Here is a 14,289-nt window from a genome sequence, read left to right on the forward strand (position 1 = left end):
TTTTGCGATAATGTGTTCGAGATCCGGAAGGTGAGGGTGGGGTGCAACATGCGCGGCAAAGATGTATCTGTTGTCATGGATCAGGGACCGGGCGGCCGCATCAGGGCTGCTTATATTGAAGACGGCGTCGTCCGTTCTTTTTATTTTGTCCATTCACTGGCGGAGCCTCTGCTGGATGATCTGTTTGTCGGCAGAGTAAAAGAGGCCAGACGGCGGGCTCTGGGATGGTTTGTCGATCTCGGAGAGAAAGTCTCAGGTTTTCTCCCGTCAGATAAAATCACCGGCGAAGCTCCTTCCCCCGGTACGTACAGGCTTGTCCAGGTAGACAAAGAAGCAGGAAGAGAAAAGCCTGTGCAGCTGACAGAGAAGATCCAGCTATCCGGTGATCATCTGGTTTACCTGCCGAACAGTAACTATGTAGCCATCTCACATCAATTAGATCATGAAGAACGGGAATGTTTAAGAAAAGAGATTGCCGGATGGCTGAGGACCCCTGAAGGGATTATTGTCCGGTCAAAAGCGGGTAGAAAATCAGCCGCGGTCCTGATCCGGGAACTGAATCAGTTGCGCTCAGAATGGCGGTCTCTTTTAAAACGGTCCGCCGCCATGAAAGCGCCGGGACGGGTTTGCCGCCGTCTCTCTTTACTCAGTTCTATCCTGAATGAAAATCACCGGCCGGAGTCCTGCACGGTTTTCAGCAATATTCCGGTGGATAACGATGAGAAGATCTCGGCGGGCGTGGATATGATTTACGAGCCGGCTGACAATTTATTTGCTGTCCATGATCTTGAAAAAATATGGAAATCCGTTGAACAGCCGGGTGTTCCGCTCCCGAAAGGTGCATCAATCGCCATTGAACACACGGCTGCACTGACAGCAATCGACGTCAATACCGGTTCGAGAGTCGTCGGTGACCATTGGGAGGAGCAAGCCCTGTCCATCAATCTGGATGCGGCGCGCGAAATTGGAAGGCAGCTCAGGCTCAGAGGGATCGGAGGCATGGTGGCAGTTGATTTTCTGCGCCTTCATAAGCACGAAAACCGTGACCGGGTGATTGATGAGCTGGAACGGGTGACCGCACAGGATCCTGCGACAGTAAAAATTTTCGGTTATTCCGAAATGGGTCTTGTTGAGCTGACGAGAAAAAGAACACGAAGAGAAGCAGCAGATCGTAATTGAAGGCTCATTAGGATGTGGGGGACACCCTGTGTTAAAAGGGACGATAAGGCGTTCTGAAATTATTTTCTCCCAAAATAAATCTGAATTTGTACAATCAATAATCAGGGACGATTGGGGAAATGTATCCTCATATGAAAAATACGGGTGGGAGTGACGACCTGGCGGCTGGGGGATCAGGTTAAGCACATGATCCGATGAATAAACGGAAAAATTCCGCTTACTGAGTCATTATATTTAAGAATAGTTAGAATAGACGGAGAGGCTCCGCCTATTGACTCAGAAGACGGGAAAATGGAGCTTTTTCTCTGGCATAAGCGGAAAATCTCCGCTTATATATCCCCTGGAGAGCGTTCCGTCCTGACCCTAACCGGAAAATATCCGCTTATTTCACTTTTTGCTCTCAGGACAGAACATCTTATGACAAGTAAGTGAGATGAAGGCCCCTGCAAGATGGGAAATGACCTGCGACTTTCAAAGGATCGCAATACGTTGAAGAAGATTTGCCCGGCGAGAAGGCAAACCCCTGACCATCCGGAAAAAGCTGTGCCACTTGGATTGGTGTGGCGAAAAAAATCAACATCACAAAAAGCTCACTGAAAAAATGTCTTGACTTCTGATTCATCATTATGATAAAGTACATATGTTATTGTCTGATGGATAATGACATGGAGCATCTCGCTCCAACCGCACGGAATAGGCGGGACAGGCTCATCTGTTCCACAAATGCCGTCAGGCTGCCGTATCCGGCGAGTCTGAGAATACAGAAGGAGGTGCAGCAGGGATGTATGCAATTATCGAAACAGGCGGTAAGCAGCTGAAGGTCGAAGAAGGCCAGACAGTTTTTGTTGAAAAACTTCCGGCTGAAGCAGGCGAAACGGTAACTTTTGATAAGGTTCTCTTTGTCGGCGGGGATGAAGCAAAAGTCGGCTCCCCAACTGTTGAAGGTGCCAGTGTCACAGCTAAAGTTGAAGAACAGGGTCGCGGTAAAAAGATCATTGTCTTTAAATTTAAGAAGAGAAAAAACTATCGCCGGAAACAGGGACACAGACAGCCATTTACAAAAGTAACCATCGAAAAAATCAATGCCTGAGGTGACCGTTAATGATCACACTCAAGGTAGACAGAGATCCTGACGGCCTGATCCGGGGATTTACGATGAGCGGCCATGCAGGCAGTGGTCCTCATGGCTATGATCTGGTCTGTGCAGGCGCTTCAGCGGTCTCTTTTGGGGCACTGAATGCTGTTGAACAGCTGACCGGAATCAGGCCACAGGTGAATCTGTCAGGAGAAGGTGGTTTCCTGAGTTGCCGCCTTCCTGATCAGGCACATGCCGGGAAGATGGAGAAGGCGCGCCTGATTCTCGAAGCCATGCTTGTCTCCATGAGAACGATAGAGCACTCTTACGGAACATATATCCGAATTATTGATAAAGGAGGTACCCATTATGTTGAAACTTGATCTTCAGTACTTTTCATCCAAAAAAGGTGTCGGCAGTACGAAAAACGGCCGGGACTCGATCTCAAAGCGCCTCGGCGCCAAAAGGGCAGACGGTCAGAAGGTAACAGGTGGTTCTATCCTGTTCCGTCAGCGCGGGACGAAGATTTACCCGGGAGCAAATGTCGGACGCGGCGGTGATGATACATTGTTTGCCAAAGCAGACGGCGTTGTTAAATTTGAGAAATTTGGCCGGGACCGTAAAAGAGTCAGTGTATATCCTGTTGACGCTGTTATTGAGGCGTAAGCCTGAACGTATACCTGTATATGAAGAGCAGCCGGAGGTTTTTTGTATCTGCAAAAAACATTCCGGCTGCTTTTTTGGGCTGATAAACAGGGACTGATTAAAAATCATTCCGGCTGTTTTCTGCTATACTTGGATAAAGATCAGAAACGGCAGGCGATATGGATGATCAGTGAAGAGACAGGCATCAAATTGATTGGAGCTGCGAGGCACATGCTGTTAAATGATCTGCAGCTGATCAAAGGGTATATCTATATGAATCAGATGGAACATGCGAATGAGGTGATCAGCCGGCTGACAGACCGGCTGATCCATCAGGCACATCTTTCCCATCTGCAAATGCCAAAAAGCTCCTTTTTTCTGGTCACTTCCAGCTGGTTTCCACACCCGTATCGACTGAGTTACAGTGTTTCCGGACCTGAAAGAAATCTGTCAGAATGTGATGAATCCCTGCATGCCTTTTTGAATCTGCTGATTCAGAAGCTGGATCAGCATGCCTTTGAATTTACGGATAATACGGTTCATATCGAACTGGAAGCCGTACCCGCACACGTGTATCTTCATGTTACTTTTGAAGGCCAGCTCTGTGATGCGGAGACCATGATGGATGAAATGAAAAAAACAGATCTGAATCAATCCCTGCGATGGGTTGAACACTATCTGACAAAAGGAAAGTCTGATAATGAAATGAGGTGGATCCTGTGTTTGTTGATCAGGTGAATGTGTATGTTAAAGGCGGCGATGGCGGAAACGGAATGGTCGCTTTCAGACGGGAAAAATACGTCCCCGATGGCGGGCCGGCAGGTGGCGACGGCGGAAAGGGCGCCGATGTCATTTTTCAGGTGAATGAGGGTTTGCGGACATTAATGGACTTTCGATATAAGCGCCATTTCAAAGGCAGCAAAGGAGAAAATGGTCGGCCGAAAAATCAGCACGGGAAGAACGCCGCTCCTCTGGTCGTACAGGTTCCGCCGGGAACGGTTGTCCGGGACAGAGATACCGGACAATTGATCGCGGATTTAACGGAAAACGGGCAACGTGCTGTGATTGCATCAGGAGGAAGAGGTGGCAGAGGAAATACGCGCTTTTCCACACCGGCCAACCCTGCACCTTATATTTCGGAAAACGGTGCGCCAGGTGAGGAACATGAAATCAGTCTTGAACTGAAACTGCTTGCTGATGCCGGGATGGTCGGTTTTCCAAGTGTAGGGAAATCGACGCTGCTTGCTGCCATTACTTCGGCCAGGCCTAAAATCGCAGCGTATCATTTTACCACACTGGTTCCGAATCTTGGCGTTGTGAATGTGGATGAGGGAAGCAGTTTTGTGATCGCTGATTTACCCGGCTTAATTGAGGGAGCAAGTCAGGGCGCAGGTCTCGGGTATCAGTTTTTACGTCATATCGAACGTACCCGCGTGATTGTTCATGTGGTCGACATGTCCGGAATGGAGGGTCGTGACCCTTTTGATGATTATAAAAAGATTAATGAAGAGTTAAAGAGCTATCAGTGGCATTTGATTGACCGGCCGCAGATTGTCGCGGCAAGCAAAATGGATCTTCCCGGCGCAGAGAAGAACCTGGAGGCGTTCAGAAAAAAAGTCGGACCGCTAGTACCTGTTTTTCCAGTATCGTCTGTTACGCATTCAGGCTTGAAATCTTTGATACATGCTGTGTTTGAACAGATCGGCAAGACACCGTCATTTCCTGTGCATGAGAAGCAGGAAGAAGCCAGGTCTACTGTATACACGATGAAAAAGGAAGAAGCCCCCTTTACGATTACACGTGAAAGTGACGGCGTCTTTAATGTCTCTGGTCCGAAAGTCGAGCTGCTGTTTAAAATGACCAATTTTCATCATGATGAAGCAATCAGGAGATTTGCCAGGCAACTGCGTGGTATGGGGGTTGACGATGCTTTGAGAAAAAAAGGCGTGACCGATGGCGACACCGTGCGCATTATGGATTATGAGTTTGAATATACGGATTAAAGGAACGCGGCCAGTTCGGCCGTGTTTTTGATTATGGCGGGAAAAGGTTCAGAAAACCCGGCAATCGCGATACCGCCAGTGGCTCGCCGGTTGCCAGATTTTCTTTACAACAAATATCCCGCTTTTTTCAGGGCGCTGACAGCACGATCCAGTTGCCCCTGTTCAGCAGCTTCAAGCTGATGAAGATGGACTCCTTTAGTCAGTGATGAAAGAAGAGAGGCATTAGTCTGATGCAGCTTGCTGATGAACAGTCTGACATCTGTACGGTTTCGGATCATCAGCGAACCGGTGATCTCGCCATAGAGCGGATGTTCAACTGTAACATTGACTACCGTAACGCCGCAGTCAACGATCAGATTAAGCTCATCTTCAGTTTCTTCAAGGGTGTGTCGGCAGGCAACAACGCGTGTTCTGGTACCTGGCTTTTCTCCGGAAAGAAACAAGTATCCCTGAGACGTCGCGATGATTGGGTGATTTCTGGCTCTGAGAAGCGATATATCCTGAACGATCACCTGACGGCTGACGGCCATTTTGTCGGCGAGTTCCCCGCCTGTTATTGGCCTGGAAGATGCGGACAGACAGCCAAGCACTTTCCGTCGCCTTGCTGAAGCAGATAATTTTCTTTCTCGGGTTCGGGTCATAAGCATGTCCTTTCGAAAATGAATCATTTAGTTATCATTATAAGCAAAATCTCATTTTCTGCACAGGGGGACGCTCAATGGATCATGATGCAGCTCCACATTTTTTACGCGATGAGAAAGGACAAAAATTTTACATATTTCGTGTAAGGGCATGGGGCTCAGCCGGTGCCAGGGGCCTCGCTTCGCCAGGTTTTCTATAAAAAAGTGGCAAAAAGCCCAGGTCTGCCATATACATAAAATGACTTTCACAGGAAAGGATGAAAACCGTGAAATTATATGTGGTACAGCAAGGCGATTCAGCTGCCGGAATTGCAGAAAAACATAGCATGACGCTTGAAGAATTAAAAAAATTGAATCCTGACCTTGAAGAACGTCCGCTTTATCGAGGCATGAAGATTAAAGTCAGCGGAGAGAAACAGGCAATTAAAGTATCCAGCGCGGTCCGGACGGAAAAGCCTGAGGTTTTACCGGCGGAAGACATGCCCAATACATCCGTGCCCCAGTCTGCCTCTCAGCAGACCGAAACCAATCCGGGAGCGTTAGCCGGGTTGAATCAGCCTTCCGCAAATCCGGAGAAAGAAAAGGAGGAATTTAAAGATATCTTTTATCCGAAGGAAGGGGATTATTCGGCTGCAGGCAACGCGCTTTCGTATAGCGCCCATGATATGAATCAGGTACCGGTTTTTCCTTTTCTGCAGACTGACCCTTCAGCGACAAATCCTGTCAGTCCGTATCAAATGGGGAATCACTGGTCTGATGTGAGCCCGTCGACTCAGGCTAATCCGTGGCCGGCGGCAAGTCCTGCTTATCAGCCGAATCCAACGGCGACGAGTCCGGCGTCACAGGCTAATCCGTGGCCGGCGGCAAGTCCTGCTTATCAGCCGAATCCAACGGCGACGAGTCCGTCGACTCAGGCTAATCCGTGGCCGGCGGCAAGTCCTGCTTATCAGCCGAATCCAACGGCGACGAGTCCGGCGTCACAGGCTAATCCATGGCCGGCGGTAAGTCCTGCTTATCAGCCGAATCCAACGGCGACGAGTCCGGCGTCACAGGCTAATCCGTGGCCAATGGCAAGTCCTGCTTATCAGCCGAATCCAACGGCGACGAGTCCGTCGACTCAGGCTAATCCGTGGCCGGCGGCAAGTCCTGCTTATCAGCCGAATCCAACGGCGACGAGTCCGGCGTCACAGGCTAATCCATGGCCGGCGGTAAGTCCTGCTTATCAGCCGAATCCAACGGCGACGAGTCCGGCGTCACAGGCTAATCCGTGGCCAATGGCAAGTCCTGCTTATCAGCCGAATCCAACGGCGACGAGTCCGTCGACTCAGGCTAATCCGTGGCCGGCGGCAAGTCCTGCTTATCAGCCGAATCCAACGGCGACGAGTCCGGCGTCACAGGCTAATCCATGGCCGGCGGTAAGTCCTGCCACGCAGATGTACCCGACCAGCCCGTCAGCACAGATGAAAAAAAAACCGGCAGAGAGCCAGCCGGCATCCGGGAAAAAGCCAGTAAACAAATCGGGTTTGCCCGCCAATCCGTCAGAGAACATTTATAAACCGGCACAGAAACCAAAGAATAACTACCCGTTTCTTGCGCAGGGAGCCGTTTCTCCTGAAAAACCCATTGGCGGAATGAAAGCGACGAACGTATCACCCGCCTCTTTTCCCTACCCGACGGCTGGAAAATCGTCAGGAAAGATGAATCCTGTCGGTGCTCAGGGAACAATCGGAGGCTATCCTTATCCCTATATGATGCCGAATCAGTCGAAAAAACCCTGTAATTGTGGCGGCACGGGAAGCTATCCAGTTCAGCATGCGCCGTACACCCCGTTCGGCAATATGCCGGTGGCGGGATATTATGGTGGAAACCAGCCTCCGCAGTCGCCTTATACGCAGTCACCTGTGTCACATAAACCGGCTTATAAGTCCGTAAAAGACAATGATGCCAATAAGAAAAAATAAATGCCATTTTTATCTAAATATCCGGTAAAAATTCATCAGCGTAAATTCCCCTTTTCCCACACAAGATAAAGGCGAAAGGGGGATTTTATTTTGAAAAGGACACTATTGACTATGGGTTCGGTTCTCACTCTGAGTGGTGTTTTATTTGGATGTCAGCCGGACAATGCAGCGTATGATAACAATCGGGACGGGATGCGAAATGTCACTTTCCGGACGGCAGACCAAAATGACCGGAATTTCACGAATGATCCGGGTACGCCGGACAATGTAAACAACAATATGGCTCAGGATCGGAGTCAGGGTCGTCCTGGTTATGGTCAGGAACGCCGTCTTGCGCAACGGATTGCTCAACGCGCTGATGCGGTTCCAGGTGTAGACAGGGCTCATGCCATTGTCAGCAGAAACAATGTGGCGGTAGGTGTCGTTCCTGAAAATGCCGGGACGAATAACGAGGATGTTGAGAAAAAGGTCCGTGCCGCAATCAAACCGATCACAGGTGACAGGCGGGTCTATGTGACATCTGATACACGTTATGTAAACCGAATTACGACAGCAGAAACAAATTTTAATGCAGGACGACGGGGCATGCGTGAAGCAGGTGCTGATATAACAGGGATTATCGATGATCTGGCGAACGCACTGAAACGCCCGTTTGAAAACAACGACAGATAATTCTGTGGAGAAAAGAGTAGGGGGTTGCCCTTGCTCTTTTTTTCATAAGCAAAAATATGTATAATAATTACGGAAACGTGTTTGGATCAGGGTTCAGAGAATTGGAACAGAGATCAGACGTTATCAGCTGCGTGGCCGGTCAAGGGCTGTGCGGCTTGATTTGCGCCTTCTTTTCTGACCAGACATAAAGAATCAATGAGAGGGGAAAAAATATGTCCGGACATTCAAAATGGAATAATATACAGCATAAGAAAAACGCTATGGATGCCATTCGCGGAAAAATCTTTATGAAGCTTTCCAAAGATATTTATCTCGAGGCAAAACATGGGGGCGGCGATCCGGATATGAATGCCGGCCTGCGCCATGCAATTGAAAAAGCTAAAGCAGAGAACATGCCTAATGACAACATTTCCCGGGCAATCAAAAAAGCGACAGGAAATCTTGACGGTGTCAGCTACAGTGAGATCACGTACGAAGGGTATGGACCAGGCGGTGTTGCCGTGATGGTTGACGTGCTTACGGATAACAGGAATCGCTCGGCCTCCGAGATCAGACACGCCTTTACAAAAAGCGGGGGCAATCTGGGTGAATCCGGAAGTGTAGCCTTTATGTTTGATCAGCAGGGCCTGATAGAAATCGAGAAAAAAGAGGGCCTTGATGAAGATCAGTTGATGATGGATGCACTCGATGCGGGGGCGGACGATCTGAAATCCAGGGAGGATCGTTTCATTATCATAACGGCGCCGTCAGCTTTTGAAAATGTGAAAAAAGCACTTGAAGAAAAGCAATATGAGATAGACAGGGCAGAAGTGGCTATGGTTCCCAAAACGAAAACAGCGCTGAATGGTAAAGACCTTGAAAAAATGCAGAACCTGATGGATGCTCTGGAAAACAATGACGATGTCCAGGATATTTACAGTAACCTGGAAGAAGCCTGATTGAATTACCGGCTGTTAAAAAAATCAGACTCGAGCATTCAGCCTGAATGCTCTTTTTCTTTTGCGTTTTTTGTGAGACCACGGTTCTGTGTGCTATGATATTGAGTGAATGTACGGGCCGCGTGAGGCTGGAGGAGTTTCGTGAGTGTTTGACTATATAAAAGGAATCCTGACCTGGCTGTCGGGAAACGGGATTGTCATCGAACAGAACGGGATCGGATTCAAAGTTGTCTGTGCCAATCCTTTTACCTGGCAGACGTCCCTTAACCATGAAATAAAGGTTTATATTTACCAATATGTCCGGGAAGATGCGATGCTGCTCTTCGGTTTTAAGTCCCGTGATGAACGTGAGTTATTTATCCGGCTGTTAACGGTTTCCGGAATTGGGCCGAAGAGTGCGCTTGCTGTTCTTGCTTCGGGAAGTCCGGAAAGCATTATTCAGGCCATTGAGGCAAAAGACGATAAATATCTGACCCGTTTTCCCGGCATAGGTAAAAAAACAGCTGCACAGATTATATTGGATTTAAAGGGAAAGATAGCGAATTCTGCTGCCCTCCAGCGCAGTGAATCAGCGGGAGAGACGCAGAGCTCCGCTTTGAACGAAGCCATTGATGCTTTGAAAATGCTGGGGTATTCTGAGCGGGAAATCAACAAAGTGATGCCTGAATTGAAAAAGAAGGAATTATCCGCTGAAAATTATGTGAAAGAAGCGCTTCGTCTGATGGTCAGGCGATGAAAGCAGGTGAATACTATGGAAGGTGCCGATCGACTGCTGTCAAGTGAATCCACAAATGAAGACAATGGAATGGAACAGTCTATCCGGCCGACCGACCTCGATCATTATGTAGGTCAGGATGAGTTAAAAAGGAATCTTAAAGTCTTTATCCGGGCCGCGAAGGAGAGAAATGAACCCCTCGATCACGTACTGCTCTATGGACCGCCGGGGCTTGGCAAAACAACACTTGCAATGATTATTGCCACAGAGATGGGGACGAATATACGGACCACATCCGGACCGGCACTTGAACGTCCCGGGGATCTGGCTGCCATTCTTTCGTCTCTTGAGCCGGGTGATGTCCTGTTTATTGACGAAATTCACCGGCTCAGCCGCCACATCGAGGAAGTCCTCTATCCTGCAATGGAAGATTTCTGCATGGACATTGTGATTGGAAAGGACGATACCGCTCATTCGGTTCGACTGACTCTTCCGCCGTTTACGCTTGTAGGCGCTACGACACGTGCCGGGTATCTTTCTCCGCCACTCCGTGACCGCTTCGGTGTCATCAGCCGTCTACAGTTCTATAATCCTGAGGAACTTTCCAGAATTGTCCGGAGAACGGCTGCTGTGCTTCATGCCGCGATTGATGATGATGCCTGTAACGAAATTGCCCGACGGTCTCGTGGCACGCCGCGTATTGCCAACCGGCTGTTGAAAAGAATCCGTGATTTTGCCCAGGTTGAGGCAGATGGACGGATAAACAGGGAGACAGCCAGAACCAGTCTCAGCCGTCTTCACGTTGATGATTCAGGCCTTGACCGGGTCGATCATCAGCTGATTGAAGGGATCATTCGAAAATTCAATGGCGGTCCTGTAGGGCTGGATACGTTATCTGCTGCAATTGGCGAAGAACGGCATACGATTGAAGATGTACATGAACCTTATCTGCTTCAGATCGGATTCATCCAGCGAACACCGCGCGGACGTATTGCGACAGATCTTGCTTATCGGCATCTCAACATAGAGAGGGGTGTCTGACCGGTGGGGGATATTGGAAAACTTCTGATGACGGCCGGGGTGATTTTGTTTTTGGTTGGTCTCTTCTGGCCGCTGATCGGCCGGTTGCCCGGTGATATTTTTATAAAAAAAGGCAACGTTACATTCATATTTCCCATTGTCACCTGTCTTGTGATCAGTGTCGTGGTTTCATTAATTTTTTATCTGATTAATCATCTACGTTAAGTGAAAGAGAGTGCTGAAATTCATGGACGTTTCAGATTTTGACTATGAACTGCCGAAAGAATTGATCGCCCAGACCCCATTGAAGGATCGTGCGGCGTCCCGTTTAATGGTAATTAATCCGAATACCGGGCGCATCGCTCATCATCATTTTTCGGATATCATCAATTACCTGAATCCCGGGGACTGTCTGGTGCTGAACGATACGAAAGTGCTTCCTGCCCGTCTGATCGGACATAAAGAGGAAACAGGGGCAAAAATTGAACTGCTTCTTCTGAAGCAGACAGAAGGTGATACATGGGAATGCCTTGCCAAACCGGCCAAAAGGTTACACCAGGGCGCTCATGTTCAATTTGGAGACGGAAGGCTTGAAGCGGTTTGCGCTCAGGAACTGGATGAAGGGCGGAGGCTCGTCACGTTTCATTACGAAGGTATTTTTTATGAAGTTCTGGAAGCACTGGGGAAAATGCCGCTGCCGCCATATATTAAAAAACAGCTGGACGATCCCAATATGTATCAGACTGTCTATGCGAAACATCGGGGTTCAGCAGCGGCACCTACAGCCGGCCTCCATTTTACAGAAGAGCTGCTGAAAGCGATTGAGAAAAAAGGAGTACATATCGTCTTCATCACCCTGCATGTCGGTCTCGGTACATTTCGTCCGGTAAAAGTGGAGAAAATTGAGGATCATAACATGCATTCCGAGTTTTATCAGATGTCAGCTCAGTCTGCTGAAATATTGACGAAAGCCAGAGCAGAAGGTCACCGGATTATTGCCTGCGGGACCACAGTGATCCGAACGCTTGAAACGATTACTGCAAAATATGACGGAAAGTATCAGGAAGCATCAGGATGGACGGACATCTTTATCTATCCCGGTTTCCGCTACAGAGCCATTGATGCGATGATTACAAATTTTCATCTGCCCAAATCTACATTAATTATGCTGGTTGCTGCTTTCGCCGGAAGGGATTTTATTTTGAAGGCTTATCAGGAGGCAGTGAAAGAAAAGTATCGCTTCTTTAGTTTTGGCGATGCGATGTTTATTGAGGAAGGAATTCACAACGAATGAGCGATCCGGTTACCTATGAATTGATAAAAACGGACCGGCGGACCGGTGCGAGACTGGGACGCCTCCATACGCCGCACGGAACCTTTGATACACCCATGTTTATGCCGGTTGGTACCCAGGCGACGGTTAAAACGATGAGCCCGCGTGAATTAAAAGAGATCGGTGCGGGGGTTATCCTGAGCAATACATATCATCTCTGGCTGCGGCCGGGGGAGGACATTGTCAGAGAAGCAGGGGGTCTGCATCGTTTCATGAACTGGGACCGGGGCATTCTGACTGACTCAGGGGGATTTCAGGTCTTCAGTTTAAGTAAGATTCGCGATATTACTGAAGAAGGTGTACATTTCCGTAATCATCTGAACGGTGCGAAGATGTTCCTGTCACCCGAGAAAGCCATTGCGATTCAGAATGCACTTGGTTCAGATATCATGATGTCCCTTGATGAATGTCCGCCTTATCCGTCCACCTGGGATTACATGAAAAAGTCTGTTGAGCGGACAAGCAGGTGGGCAGAACGCGGCCTGAATGCGAACAGAAATCCGGAAACTCAGGCTTTATTCGGGATTGTACAGGGCGGCGTCTTCAAAGATTTGAGAAAACAATCTGCTGAGGAATTGACTTCACTCGATTTTCCGGGGTATTCCATCGGCGGATTATCTGTCGGCGAACCCAAAGCCGATATGAATCAGATGCTGGAGTTTACCGTTCCACTGCTCCCATCAGGCAAGCCACGTTATCTGATGGGCGTTGGATCCCCTGATTCACTGATTGACGGAGTCATTCGCGGGATCGATATGTTTGACTGTGTCCTGCCCACACGTATTGCCAGAAACGGCACCTGTATGACCGAACATGGGCGTCTGGTCATCAAGAATGCCCAATATGCACATGATTTCGGACCGATTGACGCCGATTGTGATTGCGCGGTCTGCCGGAATTATTCCCGGGCGTATATCCGCCATCTGATCAAAGCCAATGAAACATTTGGATTTCGACTTACTACTTACCATAATCTCTATTTTTTGTTAAAATTAATGAGGCGTGTCCGTTCTGCGATAAAAGCAGATCGACTGCTGGATTTCAGAGAAGATTTTTTTGAATCCTATGGTTTTAATAAACCGGATGCGAAAAATTTTTAAATGAGTTAAAGGGAGGCTTATCATGGAAGGGATTACTGGTATACTGATACCCCTTCTGATTTTCGTTGCGATTTTCTATTTTCTGCTTATCCGTCCGCAGCAGAAGCGGAATAAGGAGACGCGTGAAATGCAGGCATCACTTCAGAAGGGTGACAAAATTGTAACCATCGGAGGGCTTCAGGGAACGGTTGAATCGTTCGATGAACGGACCGTGGTACTACGAAGCAGCAGCAGCAAGCTGACTTATGAACGGAATGCAATTCGTGCTATTGTAAAGAAATCTGCAAATGCACATGCTCAATCCGAAAGTAAGGATAAGGATAAGGAAGAAAAGCCGGCAAAAGAAGAAAAAGGGAAGTAAGGGAAGTAATTAAAAAAAACGGGCTCAGTAAGGCTCATGGCGCTGGCTGAGCCAGTGTTGCCCTTACACGCCATGATTTTTTACTTTCCAGTGTAAAAAAACGGCCCCGATAAGTGGGGCCGTTTTTCATTATCTTCCCGGGCAGCGGATGTTGACCGGAATCAGTAGTGGTGCCGGCCTGAAAATAAATTGACACCAACAATCCCGCCAATCGCTGCAGATGCAATATTAGCCAGAAAATAAACATATTGCATCAGCCCCGGCCAGTGGTCAAGACCCAGGTATTGAAAAAACAGACTGAAGAGACAGTAAAACAGACCGGTTACTGCACCAATCAGCAGGCCTCTCTCCTTTAATTTCGATCCGCTGATCACGCCGCCGATAAACAGAGCTGTTATAGAAATGACGACAGGAAGGACGGTTCCGCTTGTTTCCGCGAAGCTGGTGAACCTCAGAAGAGAGGCAAGCAGAAAGGCGGATGCCAGGACGATAATGATCGATGTGGCGATACCATAAGTCACAGCAGAAAGCCAGTTTCGAGCCATAGGAACACCTCCGGAAAAGAGAACTGCAGCTGTTCATGCGCCGCTATGCTACATGTCTATTCGGACATGCTCATTTTCATGACAACCGGCATTCATGATCC

17 protein-coding genes and 1 other annotated feature are annotated in these 14,289 nt (G+C 48.5%); of the genes, 15 read left to right on the forward strand and 2 right to left on the reverse strand.

The window, feature by feature from the left end; genetic code table 11:
* Nucleotides 1-48 precede the first annotated feature (48 nt).
* The 6 genes from EWH91_RS01500 (at nucleotide 49) to obgE (ending at nucleotide 4,902) form a co-directional block, all read left to right on the forward strand.
* On the forward strand, nucleotides 49-1,179 hold the full coding sequence (locus tag EWH91_RS01500) for a ribonuclease E/G (protein WP_129928237.1): 1,131 nt from the start codon (nucleotides 49-51) through the stop codon (nucleotides 1,177-1,179).
* 672 nt (nucleotides 1,180-1,851) lie between these two features.
* Nucleotides 1,852-1,943: a sequence feature (ribosomal protein L21 leader region), on the forward strand.
* A gap of 17 nt (nucleotides 1,944-1,960) precedes the next feature.
* On the forward strand, nucleotides 1,961-2,269 hold the full coding sequence (rplU, locus tag EWH91_RS01505; protein ID WP_129928238.1) for a 50S ribosomal protein L21: 309 nt from the start codon (nucleotides 1,961-1,963) through the stop codon (nucleotides 2,267-2,269).
* Between the two features lie 11 nt (nucleotides 2,270-2,280).
* Nucleotides 2,281-2,637, forward strand: a complete 357-nt coding sequence (locus EWH91_RS01510; protein ID WP_129928239.1) for a ribosomal-processing cysteine protease Prp — start codon at nucleotides 2,281-2,283, stop codon at nucleotides 2,635-2,637.
* A complete protein-coding gene (rpmA, locus tag EWH91_RS01515; protein ID WP_129928240.1) occupies nucleotides 2,624-2,920 on the forward strand; it encodes a 50S ribosomal protein L27 in 297 nt (98 codons plus the stop codon). The genes EWH91_RS01510 and rpmA overlap by 14 nt, the downstream gene beginning before the upstream one ends.
* A 162-nt stretch (nucleotides 2,921-3,082) precedes the next feature.
* On the forward strand, nucleotides 3,083-3,637 hold the full coding sequence (locus tag EWH91_RS01520) for a Spo0B C-terminal domain-containing protein (protein WP_129928241.1): 555 nt from the start codon (nucleotides 3,083-3,085) through the stop codon (nucleotides 3,635-3,637).
* Nucleotides 3,619-4,902 (forward strand): GTPase ObgE, encoded by a 1,284-nt coding sequence (gene obgE / locus EWH91_RS01525; RefSeq protein ID WP_129928242.1) that lies wholly within the window; start codon nucleotides 3,619-3,621, stop codon nucleotides 4,900-4,902. Before EWH91_RS01520 ends, obgE begins: the two co-directional genes overlap by 19 nt.
* A 104-nt stretch (nucleotides 4,903-5,006) precedes the next feature.
* On the opposite strand, the gene EWH91_RS01530 is transcribed toward obgE, so the two are convergent.
* On the reverse strand, nucleotides 5,007-5,543 hold the full coding sequence (locus tag EWH91_RS01530) for a transcription repressor NadR (RefSeq protein WP_129928243.1): 537 nt from the start codon (nucleotides 5,541-5,543) through the stop codon (nucleotides 5,007-5,009).
* Between the two features lie 266 nt (nucleotides 5,544-5,809).
* On the opposite strand from EWH91_RS01530, the gene EWH91_RS01535 reads away from it, so the two are divergent.
* From EWH91_RS01535 to yajC, 9 genes are all read left to right on the forward strand, one after another.
* On the forward strand, nucleotides 5,810-7,504 hold the full coding sequence (locus EWH91_RS01535) for a LysM peptidoglycan-binding domain-containing protein (protein WP_165364206.1): 1,695 nt from the start codon (nucleotides 5,810-5,812) through the stop codon (nucleotides 7,502-7,504).
* 90 nt (nucleotides 7,505-7,594) lie between these two features.
* A complete protein-coding gene (locus tag EWH91_RS01540; RefSeq protein WP_129928245.1) occupies nucleotides 7,595-8,176 on the forward strand; it encodes a YhcN/YlaJ family sporulation lipoprotein in 582 nt (193 codons plus the stop codon).
* A 212-nt stretch (nucleotides 8,177-8,388) separates the two neighbouring features.
* Complete coding sequence (locus tag EWH91_RS01545) at nucleotides 8,389-9,114, forward strand: YebC/PmpR family DNA-binding transcriptional regulator (RefSeq protein WP_129928246.1); 726 nt, start codon at nucleotides 8,389-8,391, stop codon at nucleotides 9,112-9,114.
* A 145-nt stretch (nucleotides 9,115-9,259) separates the two neighbouring features.
* Nucleotides 9,260-9,850: a Holliday junction branch migration protein RuvA gene (gene ruvA / locus EWH91_RS01550; protein ID WP_129928247.1), complete on the forward strand. Its 591-nt coding sequence runs from the start codon at nucleotides 9,260-9,262 to the stop codon at nucleotides 9,848-9,850.
* Nucleotides 9,851-9,865: 15 nt separating this feature from the next.
* Nucleotides 9,866-10,870 carry a Holliday junction branch migration DNA helicase RuvB gene (gene ruvB, locus EWH91_RS01555; protein ID WP_129928248.1) on the forward strand — a complete coding sequence of 335 codons (1,005 nt, stop codon included), beginning with the start codon at nucleotides 9,866-9,868 and terminating at the stop codon, nucleotides 10,868-10,870.
* Nucleotides 10,871-10,897: 27 nt separating this feature from the next.
* Entirely contained in the window at nucleotides 10,898-11,074 is a 177-nt protein-coding gene (locus tag EWH91_RS01560) for a DUF2905 domain-containing protein (protein ID WP_483315813.1), read from the forward strand.
* Between the two features lie 22 nt (nucleotides 11,075-11,096).
* Nucleotides 11,097-12,143 (forward strand): tRNA preQ1(34) S-adenosylmethionine ribosyltransferase-isomerase QueA, encoded by a 1,047-nt coding sequence (gene queA, locus EWH91_RS01565; RefSeq protein WP_129928250.1) that lies wholly within the window; start codon nucleotides 11,097-11,099, stop codon nucleotides 12,141-12,143.
* Complete coding sequence (tgt, locus tag EWH91_RS01570) at nucleotides 12,140-13,282, forward strand: tRNA guanosine(34) transglycosylase Tgt (RefSeq protein WP_129928251.1); 1,143 nt, start codon at nucleotides 12,140-12,142, stop codon at nucleotides 13,280-13,282. The genes queA and tgt overlap by 4 nt, the downstream gene beginning before the upstream one ends.
* 22 nt (nucleotides 13,283-13,304) lie before the next feature.
* Complete coding sequence (gene yajC / locus EWH91_RS01575) at nucleotides 13,305-13,643, forward strand: preprotein translocase subunit YajC (protein ID WP_206184242.1); 339 nt, start codon at nucleotides 13,305-13,307, stop codon at nucleotides 13,641-13,643.
* 161 nt (nucleotides 13,644-13,804) lie between these two features.
* Here the strand turns inward: yajC and EWH91_RS01580 are convergent, their stop codons facing one another.
* Nucleotides 13,805-14,188 carry a TIGR04086 family membrane protein gene (locus EWH91_RS01580; RefSeq protein ID WP_129928253.1) on the reverse strand — a complete coding sequence of 128 codons (384 nt, stop codon included), beginning with the start codon at nucleotides 14,186-14,188 and terminating at the stop codon, nucleotides 13,805-13,807.
* Between the last annotated feature and the right edge of the window lie 101 nt (nucleotides 14,189-14,289).

Origin of the sequence: Sporolactobacillus sp. THM19-2 (assembly GCF_004153195.1) — a bacterium.
Taxonomy (GTDB): Bacteria; Bacillota; Bacilli; order Bacillales; family Sporolactobacillaceae; genus Sporolactobacillus.

Excerpts from the sequence above, each read along its gene's own strand:
- EWH91_RS01500 (WP_129928237.1), top strand. The coding sequence starts at position 49 with ATGCGCGGCAAAGATGTATCTGTTGTCATGGATCAGGGACCGGGCGGC.
- rplU (WP_129928238.1), top strand. The coding sequence starts at position 1,961 with ATGTATGCAATTATCGAAACAGGCGGTAAGCAGCTGAAGGTCGAAGAA.
- EWH91_RS01510 (WP_129928239.1), top strand. The coding sequence starts at position 2,281 with ATGATCACACTCAAGGTAGACAGAGATCCTGACGGCCTGATCCGGGGA.
- rpmA (WP_129928240.1), top strand. The coding sequence starts at position 2,624 with ATGTTGAAACTTGATCTTCAGTACTTTTCATCCAAAAAAGGTGTCGGC.
- EWH91_RS01520 (WP_129928241.1), top strand. The coding sequence starts at position 3,083 with ATGATCAGTGAAGAGACAGGCATCAAATTGATTGGAGCTGCGAGGCAC.
- EWH91_RS01530 (WP_129928243.1), bottom strand. The coding sequence starts at position 5,543 with ATGACCCGAACCCGAGAAAGAAAATTATCTGCTTCAGCAAGGCGACGG.
- EWH91_RS01545 (WP_129928246.1), top strand. The coding sequence starts at position 8,389 with ATGTCCGGACATTCAAAATGGAATAATATACAGCATAAGAAAAACGCT.
- ruvB (WP_129928248.1), top strand. The coding sequence starts at position 9,866 with ATGGAAGGTGCCGATCGACTGCTGTCAAGTGAATCCACAAATGAAGAC.
- EWH91_RS01560 (WP_483315813.1), top strand. The coding sequence starts at position 10,898 with ATGACGGCCGGGGTGATTTTGTTTTTGGTTGGTCTCTTCTGGCCGCTG.
- queA (WP_129928250.1), top strand. The coding sequence starts at position 11,097 with ATGGACGTTTCAGATTTTGACTATGAACTGCCGAAAGAATTGATCGCC.
- tgt (WP_129928251.1), top strand. The coding sequence starts at position 12,140 with ATGAGCGATCCGGTTACCTATGAATTGATAAAAACGGACCGGCGGACC.
- yajC (WP_206184242.1), top strand. The coding sequence starts at position 13,305 with ATGGAAGGGATTACTGGTATACTGATACCCCTTCTGATTTTCGTTGCG.
- EWH91_RS01580 (WP_129928253.1), bottom strand. The coding sequence starts at position 14,188 with ATGGCTCGAAACTGGCTTTCTGCTGTGACTTATGGTATCGCCACATCG.